The 18,922-nt window shown below is 64.9% G+C and carries 13 protein-coding genes; 7 read left to right on the top strand and 6 right to left on the bottom strand.

Annotation, left to right across the window (positions count from 1 at the left end; all coding sequences use genetic code 11):
* The first annotated feature begins 1 nt into the window (after position 1).
* The 3 genes from P0R31_RS17275 to P0R31_RS17285 all read left to right on the top strand — a co-directional run bounded on the left by P0R31_RS17275 (position 2) and on the right by P0R31_RS17285 (position 2,482).
* Positions 2-694 (top strand): amino acid ABC transporter permease, encoded by a 693-nt coding sequence (locus P0R31_RS17275; protein ID WP_025033725.1) that lies wholly within the window; start codon positions 2-4, stop codon positions 692-694.
* Between the two features lie 12 nt (positions 695-706).
* Positions 707-1,438, top strand: coding sequence for an amino acid ABC transporter ATP-binding protein (locus P0R31_RS17280; RefSeq protein WP_025033726.1), 732 nt, complete (start codon positions 707-709; stop codon positions 1,436-1,438).
* 183 nt (positions 1,439-1,621) lie between these two features.
* The gene (locus tag P0R31_RS17285; protein ID WP_275515080.1) at positions 1,622-2,482 is read left to right on the top strand and encodes a D-amino-acid transaminase; all 861 of its coding nucleotides are present in this window, start codon (positions 1,622-1,624) and stop codon (positions 2,480-2,482) included.
* A 110-nt stretch (positions 2,483-2,592) separates the two neighbouring features.
* Here the strand turns inward: P0R31_RS17285 and P0R31_RS17290 are convergent, their stop codons facing one another.
* The 3 genes from P0R31_RS17290 to P0R31_RS17300 form a co-directional block, all read right to left on the bottom strand.
* Positions 2,593-3,054, bottom strand: coding sequence for a carboxymuconolactone decarboxylase family protein (locus P0R31_RS17290; RefSeq protein ID WP_275515081.1), 462 nt, complete (start codon positions 3,052-3,054; stop codon positions 2,593-2,595).
* Positions 3,055-3,080: 26 nt separating this feature from the next.
* Complete coding sequence (locus P0R31_RS17295) at positions 3,081-4,694, bottom strand: MDR family MFS transporter (protein ID WP_275515082.1); 1,614 nt, start codon at positions 4,692-4,694, stop codon at positions 3,081-3,083.
* 118 nt (positions 4,695-4,812) lie between these two features.
* Positions 4,813-5,994: an HlyD family secretion protein gene (locus P0R31_RS17300; protein WP_275515083.1), complete on the bottom strand. Its 1,182-nt coding sequence runs from the start codon at positions 5,992-5,994 to the stop codon at positions 4,813-4,815.
* A 194-nt stretch (positions 5,995-6,188) separates the two neighbouring features.
* Here P0R31_RS17300 and P0R31_RS17305 point away from each other — a divergent pair, with 194 nt between their 5' ends.
* Entirely contained in the window at positions 6,189-7,100 is a 912-nt protein-coding gene (locus P0R31_RS17305) for a LysR family transcriptional regulator (protein ID WP_275515084.1), read from the top strand.
* 83 nt (positions 7,101-7,183) lie between these two features.
* Complete coding sequence (locus P0R31_RS17310) at positions 7,184-8,440, top strand: DUF3616 domain-containing protein (RefSeq protein ID WP_275515085.1); 1,257 nt, start codon at positions 7,184-7,186, stop codon at positions 8,438-8,440.
* 77 nt (positions 8,441-8,517) lie between these two features.
* On the opposite strand, the gene iaaH is transcribed toward P0R31_RS17310, so the two are convergent.
* A complete protein-coding gene (gene iaaH, locus P0R31_RS17315) occupies positions 8,518-9,939 on the bottom strand; it encodes an indoleacetamide hydrolase (RefSeq protein WP_275515087.1) in 1,422 nt (473 codons plus the stop codon).
* Between the two features lie 75 nt (positions 9,940-10,014).
* The gene (locus P0R31_RS17320) at positions 10,015-13,464 is read right to left on the bottom strand and encodes an indolepyruvate ferredoxin oxidoreductase family protein (RefSeq protein ID WP_275515089.1); all 3,450 of its coding nucleotides are present in this window, start codon (positions 13,462-13,464) and stop codon (positions 10,015-10,017) included.
* A 152-nt stretch (positions 13,465-13,616) separates the two neighbouring features.
* On the opposite strand from P0R31_RS17320, the gene P0R31_RS17325 reads away from it, so the two are divergent.
* Both P0R31_RS17325 and P0R31_RS17330 read left to right on the top strand, forming a co-directional pair.
* A complete protein-coding gene (locus tag P0R31_RS17325) occupies positions 13,617-14,072 on the top strand; it encodes an Lrp/AsnC family transcriptional regulator (RefSeq protein WP_275515090.1) in 456 nt (151 codons plus the stop codon).
* 244 nt (positions 14,073-14,316) lie between these two features.
* A complete protein-coding gene (locus tag P0R31_RS17330) occupies positions 14,317-18,432 on the top strand; it encodes a bifunctional diguanylate cyclase/phosphodiesterase (protein WP_275515091.1) in 4,116 nt (1,371 codons plus the stop codon).
* On the opposite strand, the gene P0R31_RS17335 is transcribed toward P0R31_RS17330, so the two are convergent.
* Positions 18,406-18,747 carry a hypothetical protein gene (locus tag P0R31_RS17335; protein WP_275515093.1) on the bottom strand — a complete coding sequence of 114 codons (342 nt, stop codon included), beginning with the start codon at positions 18,745-18,747 and terminating at the stop codon, positions 18,406-18,408. The genes P0R31_RS17330 and P0R31_RS17335 overlap by 27 nt on opposite strands.
* Between the last annotated feature and the right edge of the window lie 175 nt (positions 18,748-18,922).

Genomic DNA, 18,922 nt, shown 5'->3' on the forward strand with positions numbered 1-18,922 from the left:
GATGTTCGGCAATCTCGATTTCGACGTCATCCGCCGCGCGCTGCCCTATCTGTTCTACGAGGGCATGACGTTTACGCTGACGCTGACCTTCCTCGCAGCTCTCGGCGGTCTCATCTTCGGCACGGCGCTCGCACTGATGCGGCTGTCCGGCCTCAAGATTCTCGGTCGCATCGCCGGCATCTATGTCGACTTCATGCGCTCGCTGCCGCTGGTGCTGGTGATCTTCTGGTTCTACTTCCTGGTGCCCTATATCGGGCAGTGGGTGACCGGCGCCTCGCGTCCGATCAGCGTCGGCGCCTTCGCATCCTCGCTGATCACGTTCATCATGTTCGAGGCCGCGTATTTCTCCGAGATCATGCGCGCCGGCATCCAGTCGATCTCGCGCGGCCAGCCGGCCGCGGCCAGCGCGCTGGGGCTGACCTACGCGCAGACCATGCGCTACGTCGTGCTGCCGCAGGCCTTCCGCAACATGCTGCCGGTGCTGATCACGCAGACCATCGTGCTGTTCCAGGACACCTCGCTGGTCTACGTCCTGTCGATCACCGACTTCCTGGGCGCGGCGAGCAAGGTGGCGCAGCGCGACGGCCGCCTGGTCGAGATGTATCTGTTCGCTGCGGTCGTCTACTTCACCATTTCCTGTATCGCGTCCTACGGTGTCCGCCGCCTGCAGGCGCGCATCGCCATCATTCGATAGAGTGTGTCGATCATGATCGAAATCAGCCATGTCAACAAATGGTACAGCCCCACCTTCCAGGTGCTGACCGACTGCACCACCAATGTCACCAAGGGCGAGGTGGTCGTGGTCTGCGGCCCCTCGGGCTCGGGCAAGTCGACGCTGATCAAATGCGTCAATGCGCTGGAGCCGTTCCAGAGCGGCGACATCCTGGTCGACGGCACCAAGGTCAACGATCCCAAGACCAATCTGCCGAAGCTGCGCTCGCGCGTCGGCATGGTGTTCCAGCATTTCGAGCTGTTTCCGCACCTCAAGATCATCGACAATCTCTGCCTGGCGCAGGAGAAGGTGCTGGGCAGGGGGCATGACAAGGCGCAGGCCAAGGGCATGCAGCTGCTCGAGCGCGTCGGCTTGAAGGAGCAGGCGCAGAAATTCCCGGCGCAGCTGTCCGGCGGCCAGCAGCAGCGCGTCGCCATCGCGCGCGCGCTCGCGATGGATCCGATCGTGATGCTGTTCGACGAGCCGACCTCAGCGCTCGATCCGGAAATGGTCAGCGAGGTGCTCGACGTCATGGTCGATCTCGCCCGCGAGGGCATGACCATGATGGTCGTGACCCACGAGATGGGTTTTGCCCGTAAGGTCGCCAACCGCGTCATCTTCATGGACCGCGGCGAGATCGTCGAGGACGCGGCGAAGGACGATTTCTTCGGCAAGCCCCGCAGCGACCGCGCGCAGAAGTTCTTGTCGAAGATTCTGTCGCATTAGCTCCTCTGTCATTCCGGGACGCGCCTTGGCGCGGGCCGGGAATCCATAATCACCAGCCGGGGTTATGGATTCCGGGCTCGTCGCTTCGCGCCGCCCCCGGAATGACAAATAGAGGGATGATCCGTCCCTCTATCTGGCGTATAAGCGCGCCAAATTTCCCCTTCCCCTCCCAGGAGACCTGCCTTGGACTCGATCGCCTACGTCAACGGCTCATTCGTCCCGCTCTCGGAAGCCAAGATCTCGGTGCTCGATCGCGGCTTCCTGTTCGCCGACGGCATCTACGAGGTCTCGGCCGTGCTCGACGGCAAGCTGGTCGACAATGCTTCGCATCTGGCGCGGCTGGAGCGGTCCGTCGGCGAGATCAAGTTGAAGCTGCCGGAGACCATCGAGCGCATCACCGAGCTGCAGAAGGAGCTGATCGCGCGCAACAGGCTCGTGAACGGCCTCGTCTATCTCCAGGTGACGCGCGGCGCCGACAAGGGGCGCGACTTCCCGTTTCCCAAGGCCGACGTCAAGTCGAGCCTGGTGATGTTCACGTCCGAGAAGGACATCATCAACGCCGCGGTGGCCAAGACCGGCATCAATGTCATCACGGTGCCCGACATCCGCTGGGAGCGCCGCGACATCAAGAGCGTGGCGCTGCTGGCGCAGGTGCTGGCGAAGCAGGCCGCGGCCGAAGCCGGCGCGGGCGAAGCCTGGATGCTGCAGGATGGCTACGTCACCGAGGGCGGCTCGTCCACGGCGTTCATCCTGACAAAGGACGACGTCATCGTCACCCGCCAGAACTCCAACGCGATCCTGCCCGGCTGCACCCGCAAGGCCGTGATTGCGCTTGCCGAGGAGCGCCAGCTGCGCGTCGAGGAACGCTCCTTCACGGTCGCCGAAGCGCTCGCCGCCAAGGAAGCCTTCATCACCAGCGCATCCTCCTTCGTGCAGCCGGTGGTCGCCATCGACGGCAAGACGATCGGCGACGGCAAGCCCGGCCCGATGGCGACGCGCCTGCGCGAGATCTACGTGGACTTCGCCAAGGCGACGGCGGTTTGATTGTCATTGCCGGGCTTGACCCGGCAATCCATCACAAGTCAGAATCCGATTGGATGGATGCGCGGGTCAAGCCCGCGCATGACGATCTTGTAATCGGGCGGCGTCGTTGCCTACGCTACCGACGCCTTCGCCTTCACCGGATGCACGGCCCGGAACGCGATCGCGATCCTGTTCCAGGCGTTGATCGCGCCGATCAGCACGGTCAGGTTCACCGTCTCCTCCTCGGAGAACTGCGCGCGAACCTGTTCGTAAGTCTCGTCGGGCGCGTGCGTCTCGGCGATCAGCGTCACCGCTTCGGTCCAGGCCAGCGCGGCGCGCTCGCGGTCGGAATAGAGCGGGGATTCGCGCCAGGCGTTGAGCAGGTAGATGCGCTGCTCGGTCTCGCCGCGCTTGCGGGCGTCCTCGGTGTGCATGTTGATGCAGAAGGCGCAGCCGTTGATCTGCGAGGCCCGGATCTTGACCAGCTCGATCAGCGATTTCTCCAGGCCCGTCGACTGGATCTGCTGCTCAAGCGCCATCAGCGCTTTGATCGTATCGGGCGCGGCCTGGTAGTAGTTCATGCGGGGCTTCATGGTCGTTCTCCTTTTCTTTGGTTGGGTCAGTGGGCTCCGCCGGCCGAGACTTGGCCGGGCTTCTTCAGAAAGAATACGGCGATGAGAGCGACGATCAGTGCCATTCCGAGCAGGTAGAACGTGTCGCTGAAGGCGAAGATGAAAGCCTGCTTCTGTACGGTATGGCCGATCGCGACATAGGCGCGATGCGCGGCGTCCGCACGGTCGAGAACGCCGTGATTGACGAAATATTGCGTGAGCTGCTCGAGCCGCGTGCGTGTGGCCTCCTCGAACACAGAAACCGACTGCATCAGCACGTTGGAGTGATATTGCTCGCGCTTGGACAGCACGGTTTGCAGCAGCGCGATGCCGACGGCGCCGCCGAGATTGCGCATCATGTTGAACAGGCCGGAGGCCGAGCCCGCATTCTCCGCTTCGATGCCAGCCGTCGCCACCGCCGACAACGGCGCCATCACCAGCGCCTGGCCGATGGCGCGCACGACATTGGGCCACAGCAGCTGGTCGGCGGCATAGTCGTTGGTCATGTAAATGTTCATGAAGTTGGATGCTGCGAACAGAACGAAGCCGACGCCGATGATGATCCGCGCATCGAACTTCTGCATCAGGCGCGGCACCAGCGGGATCAGCACGAGTTGCGGCAGCCCGGTCCAGGCCAGCACCATGCCGATCTGCTCGGCATTGTAGCCCTGGATACGCGCCAGATATTGCGGCAGGACGAACACGGAGCCGTAGAGTGCAATGCCGAGCAGGAAGTTCGCGAGCATCCCGAAGCCGAAATTGCGACGCACGAGCAGACGCAGATTGAGCAGCGGCTTCTTCACCGTGAGCTCGATGATCAGGAATGCCGTCAGCGCAACAGTGGCGATGATCGAGAGCTTGACGATGAGCGGCGAGCCGAACCAGTCGTCCTTGTTGCCTTCCTCCAGCACGGTCTGGAGCGCGGACAGGCCGATCGCCATGGTGATGATGCCGGCCCAGTCGCCCTCGCGAAGCAGCGCCAGCTTCATCGGCTTGGGCTCGAGCGCGTACCAGAGCATGCCGACCATGATCGCGCCGGGAACCAGGTTGACGTAGAAGATGTATTGCCAGCCGAAATTCTCGGTGAGATAGCCGCCGATGGTCGGGCCGATCGCCGGCGCGAAGGTCGCCGACAGCGCGAACAGCGCAAGGCCGACCGGCTGCTTGGCGCGCGGCAGCAGCATGATGATCAGCGTGAAGGCCATCGGGATCAGCACGCCGCCGGTGAAGCCCTGGATGGCGCGCAGCACGATCATCTGCGACAGATCCTGCGCCAGCGCGCAGGCCGCGGACAGAACCAGGAACAGGATCGCGTTGGTGAGCAGGTAGATGCGGATCGAGAACACCTGCGCCAGCCAGCCGGACAGCGGGATCACCACGATCTCGGCGATCAGGTAGGAGGTCGAGATCCAGCCGCCGTCGTCGATGCCGGCGCCGATCGCGCCCTGGATGTCCGTGAGCGAGGCGTTGACGATCTGGATGTTCAGAACCGCCATGAAGGCGCCGAGCGTGGCGCCGATCACCGCAATCCAGGTCTTTGTGGACACCGTCGGCGCGGCGGATACAGCGGGGGCAGGAAGATTGGCGGAGGTGGCGTTGAGGGCCGGTTGGAGCGTGCTCATGGAAGCCTCGTCTCGGGTACGGAGACAGGATGCGTCAGGCGGGTGGTTTCGATCATCGCGGAAGTTCTGGAAGGATCATCCGGACGGATTTGACAGTCCGGCCGGAGCCCTTCCGGCTTCAGCCTCCGTTTGGGTGGGGTACGTTGTCAGCCAGCCGCTTTGCGCTGTCGCGCTCGGCCAGCACCGCCTGTTTGGTGTCGACGGTCGGCACCGCGGACATGCCGGGCCGCAGCAAGCCGGTGAGGCTGTGGTCGTCGAGGACGATCTTCACCGGAACGCGCTGCACGATCTTGGTGAAGTTGCCGGTGGCGTTGTCGGGCGGCAGCAGCGCGAATTCGAGCCCGCTCGCCGGCGACAGGCTGTCGACATGGCCGCGCAGGCTGATGTTGCGGAAGCTGTCGACGTGCAGCTCGACCGGCTGGCCCGGCCGCACATGCGTGAGCTGGGTCTCCTTGAAATTGGCGACGACGTAGACGGCGTCGAGCGGCACCACCGCCATCAATTGCGTGCCGGCCTGCACGTATTGGCCGACACGCAAGCTGCGGGCGCCGACCGTGCCGTCCACCGGCGCGGTGATCTCGGTATAGGACAGGTTCAGCGCCGCCTGCTGCGCGACCGCGCGGGCGCGTTCGAGCTGGGCGGTGGCCTGAGCGCGCTGGGTGGTGAGCACGTCGACCTTGCGCTGCGCGGCGACGAGGCCGGACTTGGCATGCTGCAATTGCGCACTGCTGGCGCGCAGCGCCGCGTCGGTCTGCTGCGCGCGCTGGATCGTGCCGGAGCCCGACTTCATGAGGTCGTCGTAGCGGGCGCGCTCCTCCTGCGCGAATTTCAGATTGGCTTCTGCAGCGGCGACGTCGGCGGTGCTCTGTTCGATGATCGGCTGCTGCAGTTCGAGCTGGGCGTCGATGTTGCGGACCGAGGCTTCGCCGGCAGCGACGTCGGCTTTCGCCTGGTCGAGCGCCGCCTTGAAATCGCGGTCGTCGATCTTGGCCAGCAGCTGGCCCGCCCGAACCTTCTCATTGTCGCCGACCAGCACCTTGGCGATGTAGCCGGAGACCTTCGGCGCGACGATCGTGGAGTCCGCTTTCACATAGGCGTCGTCGGTCGATTCGAGGTAGCGGCCGTTGGTCCAGTAATCGTGTCCGTAGTAGGCCATGGTCGCAGTGCCTGCGAGGAGCGCGAGCACCAAGGCCGCGCGCCGAACCCTGTTCCGTGGCGGGACAGCGGGCGGCGCCTTGGCGCAATCGCGCGTGATTTCAGTGGCTTGCTGGAAGGTCTCGGTGCGGGGCATTTCGGACATCGCAGTCTCCTGTCGGCTCGCTGAGACTATCGGTCTTGCTGGCCCGGATGATAATCGGCTAGATTCTGGAAGGATTATCCATTCGGGGTGGATAATCTGAGACGTCGGCCTGGTTCGTGATGTCTCCCGGGTCAGGCGCGCGGCAACGCCAGCGCGATTGCTGCTGAGGCGCACATCCCAGTGCAAGGAAAGCCATGGATCGACTGACCAGCCTCGAAGTGTTCAGCCGGGTGGTCGAGACCGGCGGCTTCTCCGCAGCAGCCCGCAAGCTCAACATGTCGACCACCATGGTGAGCAATCACGTGCAGGCATTGGAAGACCGGCTCGGGGTGCGGCTGCTTCACCGCACCACGCGCAAGGTCAATCTGACCGAGATCGGCAAGGCCTATTACGACCGCTGCGTCCAGATTCTCGCCGACATCGAACAGGCCGACGACATCGCGAGCGAATTGCAGTCGGTGCCGCGCGGCACGCTGCGCATTCACGTCGCCACGCACATGGTGCCGTTCGTCGCGCCGATTGCGGCCAAACTGCTGTCGACCTATCCGGAGCTCAAGATCGATCTGCGCATGGGCGAGGCCGAGGTCGACCTCATCGAGGAAGGCTATGACGTTGCCCTGCGCATGACACAGCCACCGGATTCAAGCCTGATCGTGCGGAGCCTTGCCACCTGGCGCCACGTGCTGTGCTGCTCCCACGATTACATCGAGAAGCACGCCCGGGTGCAGAAGCTCGACGAGCTCACCGGGCACAATTGTGGTCGGCACTTGAACTATCCGTTCGGCGACGAATGGCGCTTCCTCGATCGCAAGGGCACGCCGGCCTCGGTGCGCGTCTCCGGCAGCTTCGTCACCAATAGCGGAGAAGCGTTGCGCAAGGTCGCGCTGGAGGGCGCCGCAATCTGCCTGATGGCGGGGTTCCTCATTCAGGATGATCTCGAAGCCGGCCGCCTCGTGCGCCTGTTGCCGGAATATCGGACGGTCGAGCTCTCCATGAACGCGGTCTATCCGCACCGTCATCATCTGTCGGCGAAGGTGAGAACCTTCATCGACCTGCTCGTGCACCACAGCGCCGAGCAGCAGAAGCTGATCAACCCGTATTCATGAGACCTTTCACCGGCGGCTCCCCGTGCGGCAGAAAGCGTGTTGACATCGCCGAGTTGTCTGCAACAATACAACCTGAGATATGAATGATGTATTTGGGACCGAGGCAATCGGTTCGATCCTTTTTTGATACGACGTTTCGTCCAGGCCAGCTTTCTAGCTTCTCCTCTTCCATCTGTTGCTCTTCCATGTTTGACGGATCGACCGGCGGCAAGCCGGTCAACGTTCGCTTGCGTAAGAGCTTCGCAAGGGATTGGCGGCATCATCCAGCGATGAAGCTGAATGGCTTGGTCTTGACCGACTGCCGCTCTAGGGAGGCTTCGATGACCATTGCCAGAACAGGATGGATTGCGACTTTGCTGCTCGGCCTCGTGCTGGAGGGCGGCGTGCAGTCTTCCCCTGCTGCGGCCGACGATGCGTGGCCGGTCAAGAACAATTTGATCGGCAAGGACGGAGGCAAGTCGAAGGATGTCAGCGGCATCGCCTGCACGACCGCTGATGGGTTTCCCCGTTCGTGCCTCGTTATCGACGACAATCTCCAGGGCGCTCAATTCATCGAGTTGACCGACGGCAAGCTCGTCGCCGGCAGCCCCGTGAAGTTGATCGACAACACGTTCAATGGCAAGGCGCTCGAACTTGATGGCGAGGGCGTCGCCTTCTCCAAACGGCAGTATTACGTCATCGGCTCGCATGGCCATCCGCGGGACAAGGACCACAAGCTCGACCCCAAGAAAGATGCCGACAAGATTCGGGCGAGGATTGCCGCAAGCAGCCAGATCGTTCGGTTCCGCACGACGGGGGCAGATGGCAATGCGTCGGGCCTCGAGCGTACGGGGCAATTGCGAGAGGTCATCGCGGCCGAACCTGCGCTTGTCGAGTTCATGGATATCAGGCTGGAGAAGAACGGCTTGACCATCGAGGGCGTGGCGATCAAGGACGATCGGACGTTGCTCGCGGGATTCCGGGGACCCGTCTTGAACGACAATCGCGCCGTCGTCCTGTCGGTAGAGATAGACGCGCTGTTCGGTGACCGAAAAAGCACGACTCACCGGCTGTTCCGACTTCCGCTCGGTGACAACAGGGGTGTACGCGATCTCGCCGCGTTCGGCGATCGCACCCTCATCCTGGCCGGTCCTGTTGCGGACGGGCCGGGAGCCTACGCAATATATTCTTGGGACGGAGCGTCCGAGACCGTGCGGCTATTGAAGGAACTCCCGTTCGATCCAAAGCGAAAGCCGGAGGGACTACTGCCGTTGGGCGCGACTTCCGCCGGACTGCGCGTCCTGATCGTATTCGACAGCGATAAGGAAGGTGCGCCCACCCCCATCGAAATACCACGATGAACGGGATCGGACCTCTCCTCGCCTTGTCCAGCCGGCCGAACGAAGCGCCACCTTCCAGCATTTCCGGCGGGAGTCCGTCAGCGGGCCGGTGGCGGCAAGCGCCCGAACGCAGCCTCGAGCGCCATGCCGATCGCGAGCAGGCGGGGATCGCTACCAGCGGGGCCATCGAGCTCAAGCCCGATCGGCAATCTGCTGCTGGCACCGAGCGCGATCGGGATCTGGATTCCGGGAATCCCGGCATTGCTGCCGGGGTCCGTGTTCTGAATGAACAGGCCGAAATTCTCGAGGCTGCTGGACTCCGGATTGGAGGGAATGGCGACGCGCGGCGTGGTCGGGAAGGCGATCGCATCGAGCCGGTTGTCGGCAAAGCTCCTGGCGTACAGCGCCTGCAGCGCGGGGCGCGCAATCTCGATCGCGGCGTCGTAGATCGGCTTGGCGTCGACCAGGGTGCCGTCGGGACCAGGCAGCTTGCGCGGGATCACCAAGCCGTCATAGGTGCCCTTCACATCGGCGCTGGCGATCTGCTCCGCCAATGCCGCGATGGAGAGGCCGGTGCCGGTGTGCTTGAGATAGGCGACCAGATCGTCATAGGCCTCGTACAGCGCGACGGGAAAGCTGACCTGGGCGTCGAGTTCTGCCAGTTGCGGCATCTCGATCTCGACGACCGTGACGCCTAGCACCTTCATTTTCGCGACGGCTTCCTGGAACGCGGCCTCGGTGTCGGCATCGAGATTGGCCAGCATCGATCTCGCGAGGCCGACGCGGACCTGCGTCAGATCCGCCGGCGCAAGCGCATCGCCACCGGCGATGACGCGGTCGAGCAGCGCGACATCCGCCATGGTCGCAGCCATCGGGCCTGCGGTATCGCGGGTGTGCGAGATCGGCGCGATGCCGTCTTGCGGGTAGCGGCCGACCGTCGGGCGCAGCGAGGCGCATCCGTTCAGGGCAGCAGGCACTCGCACCGATCCGCCGGTATCGGTGCCGAGCCCGCCGGCGACGATCCGCGCACCGATCGCCGCGCCCGTGCCTGACGAGGAGCCGCCGGCGATCAAAGTGCGATTATAGGCGTTGCGCACGCCGTACTCGGCGCCGGACTTGAATGCGGTGTTGTAGCCGGAGATGCCGAAGGCGAGCTCGTGCATGCTGGTCTTGCCGATGATGACCGCTCCGGCATCGCGCAGCTTTGTCACGACAGGCGCGTCGGCCTTCGGAATGTAATCCCTCAGCGCCGGGGTGCCGGCGCTACAGGGCAGTCCCGCGACCTCGATATTGTCCTTGATCACGATGGGTACGCCGCCGAGCGGCCTTGTCTTGTCGCCTGCCGCGTCGAACGCGGCCGCGGCCTTCAAGGCGCCGGCTTCGTCCAGGGTGACAAAGGCATTGAGTTCGGCGTTGGCCTTGGCGCGGGCCAGGGCTTCCCGGGTGAGTGCGGTGCTCGTGAACGTCCCGGCGGTGAGCCCGGCCGCGGCCTCGGTCAGTGTCAACTGGTCGAAATCCATGATGCATCACCCGATTGCAGGAGGCCATCAGAGCGCCCCTTAGGGAGCAGAGGCTGAAGCGTCCGCGGCGCCGCGTCAACCGTAGGCGTGCATCCTTGCCGGCGTTGGCGTGTCCAGTTCGGCGAGCAGCCGCTCGACGTCGGCCTTCACCTTCACAACCGCGATGTCCTTCACCGGGCCATAGCCGCGGATATCCATCGAGGCTTTGGCGATCGCCACGAGATTTGGCAGATGCGCCGCATCGAGCTCGCCCAGCATCCGCTCGATCAGGCTTTCATACCAGGCGATCAGTTCACGCTCGGCACGCCGTTCCGCGGTGTAACCGAACGGATCGAACGGCGTTCCGCGCAGTGCTTTCAAGCGCGCGAGCATGGCCAGAGGCACCTGAATCCACTGGCCGAAGGCGCGTTTGCGCGGACGCCCCCGTGCATCGCGCCGCGACTTCAGGAACGGCGGGGCGAGGTGGTACTGGACGCTGAAGCCGTCCTCGAACTCGCGCTTCAATTCGTCGAGGAAGCCGCTTCGCATGTGCAGCCGCGCCACCTCGTACTCGTCCTTGTAGGCCATCAGCTTGAACAGGCCGCGAGCGACCGCCTCGGTCAGCACCTCACTGTTCAGCTTGGCCTCGGCACGGCGGACCTTTGCGAGGATCGCCCGGTAGCGCTCCGCGTAGGCGTCGTTCTGATAGGCCGTGAGGAACTCGGCGCGCCGGGCAATGATCTCATCGAGCGTCTCGGCCTTCGGCGCATCCTCCGCCTTCGGCAGAAAATCCGGATCGGCAGCGGCGATCCGGCCCCAGGCAAAGGCCTGCTTGTTGCGCTCGACCGCGACGCCGTTGAGCTCGATCGCGCGGAGCAGCGCCTGTAACGAAACAGGGACGAGACCGCGCTGCCAGGCAAAGCCCAGCATGATGATGTTGGCGTAGACGGCATCGCCGAGCAGGCGCTCGGCCAGCGCATTGGCATTGAACGTGTCGAGATTGTGCTCGCCGATGACCTGACCGATTGCGCGCAGGCGGCTTGATGCAGCCAAATCGGCGTCGCGGAAGCGGACCACGTCGCCGGTCGGCATTTCCGCGGTATTGACGGCGGCACGGGTGCCGCGGCGATATGTGCCGGAGGCTTTGGGCGAGGAGCTGACGACGAGGTCGCAGCCGATCAGCGCATCGGCCGCGCCCTGGTCGATGCGAACCTGGTGCAGCGCGTCGGGGCTCGCGGCCAGGCGAATGTAGCTCAGCACAGGCCCGAATTTCTGCGCAAAGCCGGTGAAGTCGAGCACCGAAACGCCGCGGCGTTCCAGATGCGCGGCCATGCCGATCAGCGCGCCGACGGTGATCACGCCGGTGCCGCCGACGCCGGTCACCATGAGGTCGTAGGGCCGCTCGAGCGTTGCGGGCGCGGGCAGGGGTAGCGTCGTGGCGCGGCCGGCCGCATCGATCCGGCTCGCGCTCTTCTTCCGCCGCGTCGCGCCTTCGACCGTGACAAAGCTCGGACAGAAGCCGTTGAGGCAGGAAAAATCCTTGTTGCAGGCCGACAGATTGATCTGCCGCTTGCGGCCGAACGGCGTCTCCTTCGGCTCGACGCTGAGGCAGTTGGATTCGACCGAGCAGTCGCCGCAGCCTTCGCAGACGAGGTCGTTGATGTAGGCGAAGCGCTTGGGATCGGCCATCTGCCCGCGCTTGCGCCGGCGCCGCTTCTCGGTGGCGCAGGTCTGCTGGTAGATCAGCACCGAGACGCCGGGAACCTCGCGCAGCTCGCGCTGCACGGCATCCATCTCCTCACGCGGATGGATGGTCACGCCGGATGGCAGGTCGGCCGGCCTGAATTGCGCGGGATCGTCCGACACCAGGGCGATGCGCTCGACACCCTCGGCGCGGACGCTGTGGGCGATGGCATGGACGCTGACGGGCCCATCGACCGGCTGGCCGCCGGTCATGGCGACCGCGTCGTTGAACAGGACCTTATAGGTGATGTTGGCCTTGGCCGCGATCGCCTGCCGGATCGCCATCGAGCCGGAGTGATAATAGGTGCCTTCGCCGAGATTTTGGAACACGTGCTTGCGGCCGGTGAATCGCGATGAAGCAGCCCAGTTCACGCCCTCGCCGCCCATTTGGATCAGTGAGGAAGTCTCGCGGTCCATCCAGCTCGCCATGAAGTGACAGCCGATGCCGGCGAGCGCCTTCGATCCTTCCGGCACTTTGGTCGAGGTGTTGTGCGGACAACCCGAGCAGAAATAGGGCGTGCGCGTCGCGCCGCTGACATTGATCGTGCGCGCGGCCTCCGGCATCAGGGCGGCCGCGCGTGCGGCGAGATTGAGACCCGGAAACATCGGATCGAGCCGGCGCGCGAGTACGTTCGCGAGCGCGCGAGGCGACAATTCGCCGATCCAGGAGATCAGCCGTGCGCCGGTTTCGTCGTGCTTGCCGACCATGCGCTCGGGCTTGCTGCCGGGATAATCGTAAAAATACTCCTTGAACTGGCTCTCGATGATGCCGCGCTTTTCCTCGACCACCAGGATCTCGCGCTTGCCCTTCACGAACTCCATCGCGTCGTGCAGCGCCAGCGGCCAGACCATGCCGACCTTGTAGACGTCGATGCCGATGCGGCGACAGGCCGCTTCATCGAGGCCCATCAGCCGCAGCGCTTCCATCAGGTCGAGATGCGCCTTGCCGGTGGTGACGATGCCGTAGGTGGCGCTGCGGATATCGTAGATGTGACGGTCGATCGGATTGGCCTTGGCGAAGGCGTAGACCGCGTGCTTCTTCGCTTCCAGCCGTTCCTCGATCTGCGGGCCCGGCAAATCGGGCCAGCGATAGTGCAGGCCGCCGGGCGGCGGCGTGAAGTCGGGCGTGCGGAACATGCGCGGCGGGCGCAGCGCGACGGATGCGCCTGATTCCACGATCTCGGAGATCGCCTTGAAGCCGACCCACATGCCGGAGAAGCGGCTCAGCGCGTAGCCATATTCGCCGAATGCCAGATATTCGCCGACGTCCGAGGGGTGCAGCGTCGGCATGAACCAGCTCATGAAGGCGACGTCGGACTGGTGCGGCATCGAGGAGGAGACGCAGCCATGGTCGTCGCCGGCGACCACCAGCACGCCGCCATGTGGCGAGGAGCCATAGGCATTGCCGTGCTTGAGCGCATCGCCGGACCGATCGACGCCCGGGCCCTTGCCATACCAGAGCCCGAACACGCCATCGACCTCGCGGTCGCCTTGCGTCTCGACCTGCTGCGATCCCAGCACCGCGGTCGCCGCGAGGTCCTCGTTCACGGCGGGAAGGAATTCGATGCGGTCCCGTTTGAGCCGCTGCTGGATGCGCCAGAGCTCGAGATCGATGCCACCGAGCGGCGAGCCGCGATAGCCGGAGATGAAGCCGGCGGTGTTGAGCCCGGCCGCACGGTCTCGTCGCGCCTGGTCGAGCGCGATGCGGACGATGGCCTGCGTGCCCGTGAGGAAGACGCGGCCCTCCCCGCGCTCATAGCGATCGGAGAGCTCGTATGTGTCGAGTGACGGAATGGCGTCCATGGCGGACCTCGCGCGGCATCCTGCCCAGTGATGGAAGGTTATGCCCGGACGGCTGGTAGGTCTTACCTATTTATCCCTTCTGTTGTGTAAATTCGGTAGGATTTTGCATGCGATCGCCCCATCTGGTAGATCTGCTCGAACTGGAGCCTCCCATGATCGAAGAGCAGGACACCCGCATTCTCGCCCATCTCCAGCGAGATGGCCGCGCCACCAACCAGCAACTCGCCGAGGGGGTCGGCATGTCCACCTCGGCCTGCTGGCGGCGGGTGCGGGCGCTGGAGGAGAGCGGCGTCATCCAGGGCTATGCGGCGCTGGTCGCGCGCGAACGGGCAGGCTTTGCGATGTCCGCCATCCTCCACGTCTCGCTGGAGCGGCACGATGCGAAGTTCGTCGACGAATTCGTGGCGAGGGTCACGAAGCGCCGCGAGGTGCTGGAGTGTTTTGCGACCACCGGGGACGCCGATTATCATTTGCGCGTCGTCGTTCAGGACATGGCGGCCTACAACCGCTTCCTCGACGAGTTCATGTTCCGCATCCCCGGCATCCGTTACGTCCGCAGCAACGTGGTGCTGAAGGAGATCAAGACCAGCGTGGCGCTGCCGTTTTGAAGAAGGTGTTACGGCACCGCGATATCAACCTCCCGTAAACCAACACAGGGCTGCAATTGGTAACGGAACATGCCATTCGTCGGCGGTTCGGCCTTGCAGCGGTATTCCGGTCAGTTTTGTCGCGCTCGTTCGCAGCTCGTTCACTTTGATCGACGGTTTGCGCCGCGCAATAACGACCACTTAGGCGGTCGCCACGCATAAAGGCCCCGGGAGAAATAGGCAGAAATGCCCGGGAGCTGAGATCGTGCCGACGACACTCGCGCGCACCTTTGCGGCGCTGAGCGCCATCAATGAAGCGATCCTCTACGCGAGATCGCCGGAGGAGCTGTACCAGAAGGTCTGCGACGCCGGGTTTTCAAGCGGGGACTTTCTGGCCGTTGCCGTGTTCCTGGTCGAGCCGGACGGCCAAAGGCTGCGCTTCGCGGCCGGCTGTGGCGACGACATTGCGCGGCTGCGCTCGATCGTGATCACGACGGAAGCCGGCACGCCCGAGGGATCCGGCGTCGGCGGCGAGGCGTTTCGCGATCAGAAGCTGTGCGTCAGCAACGATTATCTGAACGATCCGCGCTCGCTGGCCTGGCGCGAGGGCGCCGCCCAGGCCCACATCGGTGCGGCCGCGGCGCTGCCGCTGCTCTGCAACGGCAAGAGCGTCGGCGTCTTGTATGTGACGCGGAGCGAGGCCAACTCGCTGAGCGAGCAGATGGTGTCGCTGTTCGAGCGCATGTCGGCGAACATTTCCTACGCGCTGGACAATTTCGCGCGCGAGACCGCGCGCCAGACCAGCGAGCGCGCGACCCGGCGGCTCAACCGCATGTTCGGCGCCATCAGCGCCACCAACGAGGCCATCCTGCGCGCCAAGACCGAGCAGGAGCTATACCAATTGGTGTGCGACGCCTCGGTCCACGGCGGCAAATCGCTGGCGACCATCGTGCTGCTTCGCGAGCCGGATTCGCACTGGATGAAGCCTGTCGCCGCCACCGGGCAGAACCTCGATCTGGTCACCCAGGCACGCTATTCGGTCGATCCGGAGAACCCCTACGGCAAGGGCATCTCGGGCGAGGTGTTTCGGACGCAGAAAGCCATCGTCGAAGACGATCTCCCCAGCCGCACCAGGGACACGCCGTGGGAGCAGGCCAATGTCAACACCGGCGTGGCCGCCTGCGTGGTCGCGCCGTTGGTCAGGTACGGCGAGAGCGTCGGCGTGCTGCTGTTCTTCATCAGCCGGTCCTGGGCCAAGGACGAGGAGATCGTCGCGCTGCTGCTGCGCATGGCCGAGAACGTCTCGTTCGCGATCGAGAATTTCGGCCGCGAGGCCGAGAAAGCCCGTATCGCCGCGGAAGAAGAGTGCCTGGCGCGCATGTATGCGGCGCTCAGCGCCACCAACGAGGCGATCCTGCGGGCACGGTCGCGGGCCGAGCTGTTCGACCTCGTCTGCGAGGCGACCGCAACGGGAGCAAAGTTCACCTCGGCCACCGTCGCGCTGGTCGACGATCGGACCGGGCTGCTGCGCGTCGTCGCCTGCTACGGGCCGAATGCGGATCAGGTTCGCAACTTCACATTCTCCACCTCCGACCAAGTGCCCGAAGGGCGCGGCTTGACCGGCACCGCGTTTCGCACGCGCCAGCCTGCCGTCAGCAACGACGTGCTCGCCGACGACCGCATTGCGCCCTGGCAGGCCAGCGCCCGCCGCAGCGGCATCGCATCCTCCGCGGCCTTGCCGCTGTTCAACGGCGACCGGGTCGAGGGCGTCTTTCTGTTCAACTCCCCGGAGCGCGGCACCTTCACGCCGGAGCTCGTCGAGCTGCTGCGCAAGCTTCAGGCCAACGTCGCCTTCGCGCTCGAAAGTTTCGACCGCGCCGATGAGAAGGCGCGGGCGGACAAGCAGCGCAATCGTCTGAGCGGAATGTTCGAGGCACTGAGCGCGACCAACGAAGCCATCATGCGCGCCAAGACGCGCGAGGAATTGTTCGAGGCGGCCTGCCAGGCGGCCGTGCTCGGCGACCTGTTCGCCTCGGCGACGATCGGCATCGTCGACGAAGCACGCGAGCTCGTCCGCGTCGTTGCCGTCAAGGGACGCTTGCAGGAGCGCATGAGCGGGCGTACCTGCATCATTTCCGCCGACCATCCCGAGGGCCAGAGCATCATCGGCACCTCGCTGCGGACGTGCCGGCCCAGCGTGATGAACGATTATCTGAACGAGCCGCGCTCCGCATATTGGCGCGCGAAGGCCATCGAGGATGAAACGCGGGCTGCGGCGAGCTTCCCGCTTCTGAGAGCGGGACGGGAACCGGTCGGCATTCTGCTCTTCCTCGCACCGGAAGAGAATACGTTCACGCCCGATCTGGTCGAGCTGCTCGGGCGCCTCGCGGAGAACGTCTCCTTCGCGCTCGACAATTTCGAGCGCGCCGAGGAGAAGGAACGCACCGAAGCGCAGAAGGAACGCCTGACGCGCATGTTCGCGGCCCTGAGCGCGACCAACGAGGCGATCATGCGCGCGAAGTCGCGTGCCGAGCTGTTCGACCTCGTCTGCCTTGCGGCATCGAACGGCGCCAAGTTCACTTCGACCACGATTGCCCTCGCCAGACCCGGCACGGACCAGCTCGAGATCGTCGCCGCCGCCGGTCCCTCCGCCGGCACCACGCGCAATGTCCGTCTCTCCATCGATCCCGAACGACCGGAAGGGCGCGGCATGAGCGGCACAGCGTTCCGCACGCGCCGGCCCTGCATCAGCAACGATTATCTCAACGACGACCGCGTCCGTGTCTTCCACCCCATCGTGCGCGGGGACGGCGCGCGGTCGGGCGCCGCGTTTCCGCTGATCGCGCACGACCAGGCGGTCGGCGTCATGATCTACATGTCGACCGAGCCGGCGACCTTCACGCCCGAGTTCGTCGAGCTGTTGCAGCGCCTCGCCGACAACGTCTCCTTCGCGATGGAAAATTTCGATCGCGCCGACGAGAAGAACAAGGCCGACGAGCGCATCGAATACCTCGCCTCGCACGACAGCCTGACCGACCTGCCGAACCGCGAGACCTTCAACGGGCTCTTGCGCGAGGCGATCGACGCGGCGCAACGCCACGATCACCGCTTTGCTGTGCTGTTCATCGACCTCGACCGCTTCAAGGTCATCAACGATTCGCTGGGTCACGAGGCCGGCGACCTGCTCCTGCTCGAGGTGGCGAACCGCCTGCGCGGCGCCCTGCGGGCGAGCGACGTGGTCGCGCGGCTCGGCGGCGACGAGTTCGTGGTGATCCTCGACCAGTGCGGCGAGATCGAGGACGTCCAGCGCATCGCCACCGGGTTGCTCGCCGCGCTCGCCGAGCCCATGCAGCTGGCCGGCCACGAGTGCCATTCCACGGCGTCGATCGGCATCGCGATGTATCCGGCCAACGGCTCCGACGCGCAGACGCTGACCAAGAACGCCGACATGGCGATGTACCTCGCCAAGGAGGACGGCAAGAACGGCTATCGCTTCTTCTCCAACGAGGTGACGACGCAGTCGATCGAGCGGCTGTCGCTGGAGAGCGCGCTGCGCCGCGCGCTGGAGCGCGAGCAGTTCTCGCTCAACTACCAGCCCAAGGTGGACATGGCGACGGGTCAGATCACGGGCGTCGAGGCGCTGCTGCGCTGGACGCATCCCGATCTCGGCAACGTCTCGCCCGCACAATTCATTCCGCTCGCGGAGGAAACCGGGCTGATCGTGCCGATCGGCCGCTGGGTGCTGAAAGAGGCCTGCGCGCAGGCCATGGCCTGGCAGCGCCGCGGCCTGCTGCCGGTGTCGATGGCGGTCAACCTGTCGCCGCGGCAGTTTGCCGACGAGCATCTGTTGCAGGACGTCGACGAGGCGCTGGCGGCCTCCGGCATGTCGCCCGTGCTGCTCCAGCTCGAGGTCACCGAGAGCATGATGATGCGCAATGTCGGCCGCGCGCTCAAGGTGCTCGACTCCATCCAGAGCCGCGGCATCCGTCTCGCCATCGACGATTTCGGCACCGGCTATTCTTCGATGTCGCTGATGAAGCATTTCCCAATCGACACCATCAAGATCGACCGCTCCTTCGTGCGCGACCTGCCGCAGGATTCGGAGGATCAGGCCATCGCGCAGGCGATCATCAGCATGGGCAAGGCGCTCGGCATGACCGTCGTCGCCGAAGGCGTCGAGAATGCCGAACAGGAGGCGTTCCTGCGCGCCCATGGCTGCGACGAGATGCAGGGCTTCCTGATCTCCAAGCCGCTGCCGGCGCGGCAGATGGGCGAGCTGCTGCGGCCCATGGTGGCGCCCGTCGCGCCGCCGCTCCAGCCGGAGCAGGACGCTGCAGTCACGGAAACTGCGGCGTCACGGCTGAAACGCACTGTCGTCTGACGGCTGCGGCTGCAGGTCGCGAATCTCGTCATCCTTGGTGTTTGCCTTGCGCGGAAAATCCTCCGGCCAAGACACCGAGGTCTGATCCTCGAACAGAGCGAGGAGCAGACACGCGCCCTCTGCAAAGGTCGATCCGTCTTCGAGGCCGAGCGCATGCGACCACGCACCGGGCATCGGCTGGCGCACGTCGAGCACCGCGATCGCGGGTCCCCACCACCAGGCCGGCGCCGGCGAGCGCTCGTCCTCGGGCACGGCGAGCCAGCGGGCGAACTCGTTCACCACGCGCTCGAATTGCAGGCTTGCGGCCTGATGCATTCGCTCGGTGCTCCTTGTCGCGCCTGAAACCAGGCCGATGCGCGCACTCGGTCGTGGTCGTGAAGTTTTGAAGAACGGCGTCTCTCGGAGGCCGTATGCCGGCCCATCGGGGCCATACCACAAGCAAGCGACGGCCGGAGAAGCGGCCGGCGCGGCTGTCATAGTCTCTTCATTC

It is taken from the genome of Bradyrhizobium yuanmingense (genome assembly GCF_029167105.1).
GTDB classification, from domain to species: domain Bacteria; phylum Pseudomonadota; class Alphaproteobacteria; order Rhizobiales; family Xanthobacteraceae; genus Bradyrhizobium; species Bradyrhizobium yuanmingense_A.

Coding starts and splice junctions, on each gene's coding strand:
- P0R31_RS17275 (WP_025033725.1), top strand. CDS start 2: ATGTTCGGCAATCTCGATTTCGACGTCATCCGCCGCGCGCTGCCCTAT.
- P0R31_RS17280 (WP_025033726.1), top strand. CDS start 707: ATGATCGAAATCAGCCATGTCAACAAATGGTACAGCCCCACCTTCCAG.
- P0R31_RS17290 (WP_275515081.1), bottom strand. CDS start 3,054: ATGAAGCCCCGCATGAACTACTACCAGGCCGCGCCCGATACGATCAAA.
- P0R31_RS17295 (WP_275515082.1), bottom strand. CDS start 4,694: ATGAGCACGCTCCAACCGGCCCTCAACGCCACCTCCGCCAATCTTCCT.
- P0R31_RS17300 (WP_275515083.1), bottom strand. CDS start 5,994: ATGTCCGAAATGCCCCGCACCGAGACCTTCCAGCAAGCCACTGAAATC.
- P0R31_RS17305 (WP_275515084.1), top strand. CDS start 6,189: ATGGATCGACTGACCAGCCTCGAAGTGTTCAGCCGGGTGGTCGAGACC.
- P0R31_RS17310 (WP_275515085.1), top strand. CDS start 7,184: ATGATGTATTTGGGACCGAGGCAATCGGTTCGATCCTTTTTTGATACG.
- iaaH (WP_275515087.1), bottom strand. CDS start 9,939: ATGGATTTCGACCAGTTGACACTGACCGAGGCCGCGGCCGGGCTCACC.
- P0R31_RS17320 (WP_275515089.1), bottom strand. CDS start 13,464: ATGGACGCCATTCCGTCACTCGACACATACGAGCTCTCCGATCGCTAT.
- P0R31_RS17325 (WP_275515090.1), top strand. CDS start 13,617: ATGATCGAAGAGCAGGACACCCGCATTCTCGCCCATCTCCAGCGAGAT.
- P0R31_RS17335 (WP_275515093.1), bottom strand. CDS start 18,747: ATGCATCAGGCCGCAAGCCTGCAATTCGAGCGCGTGGTGAACGAGTTC.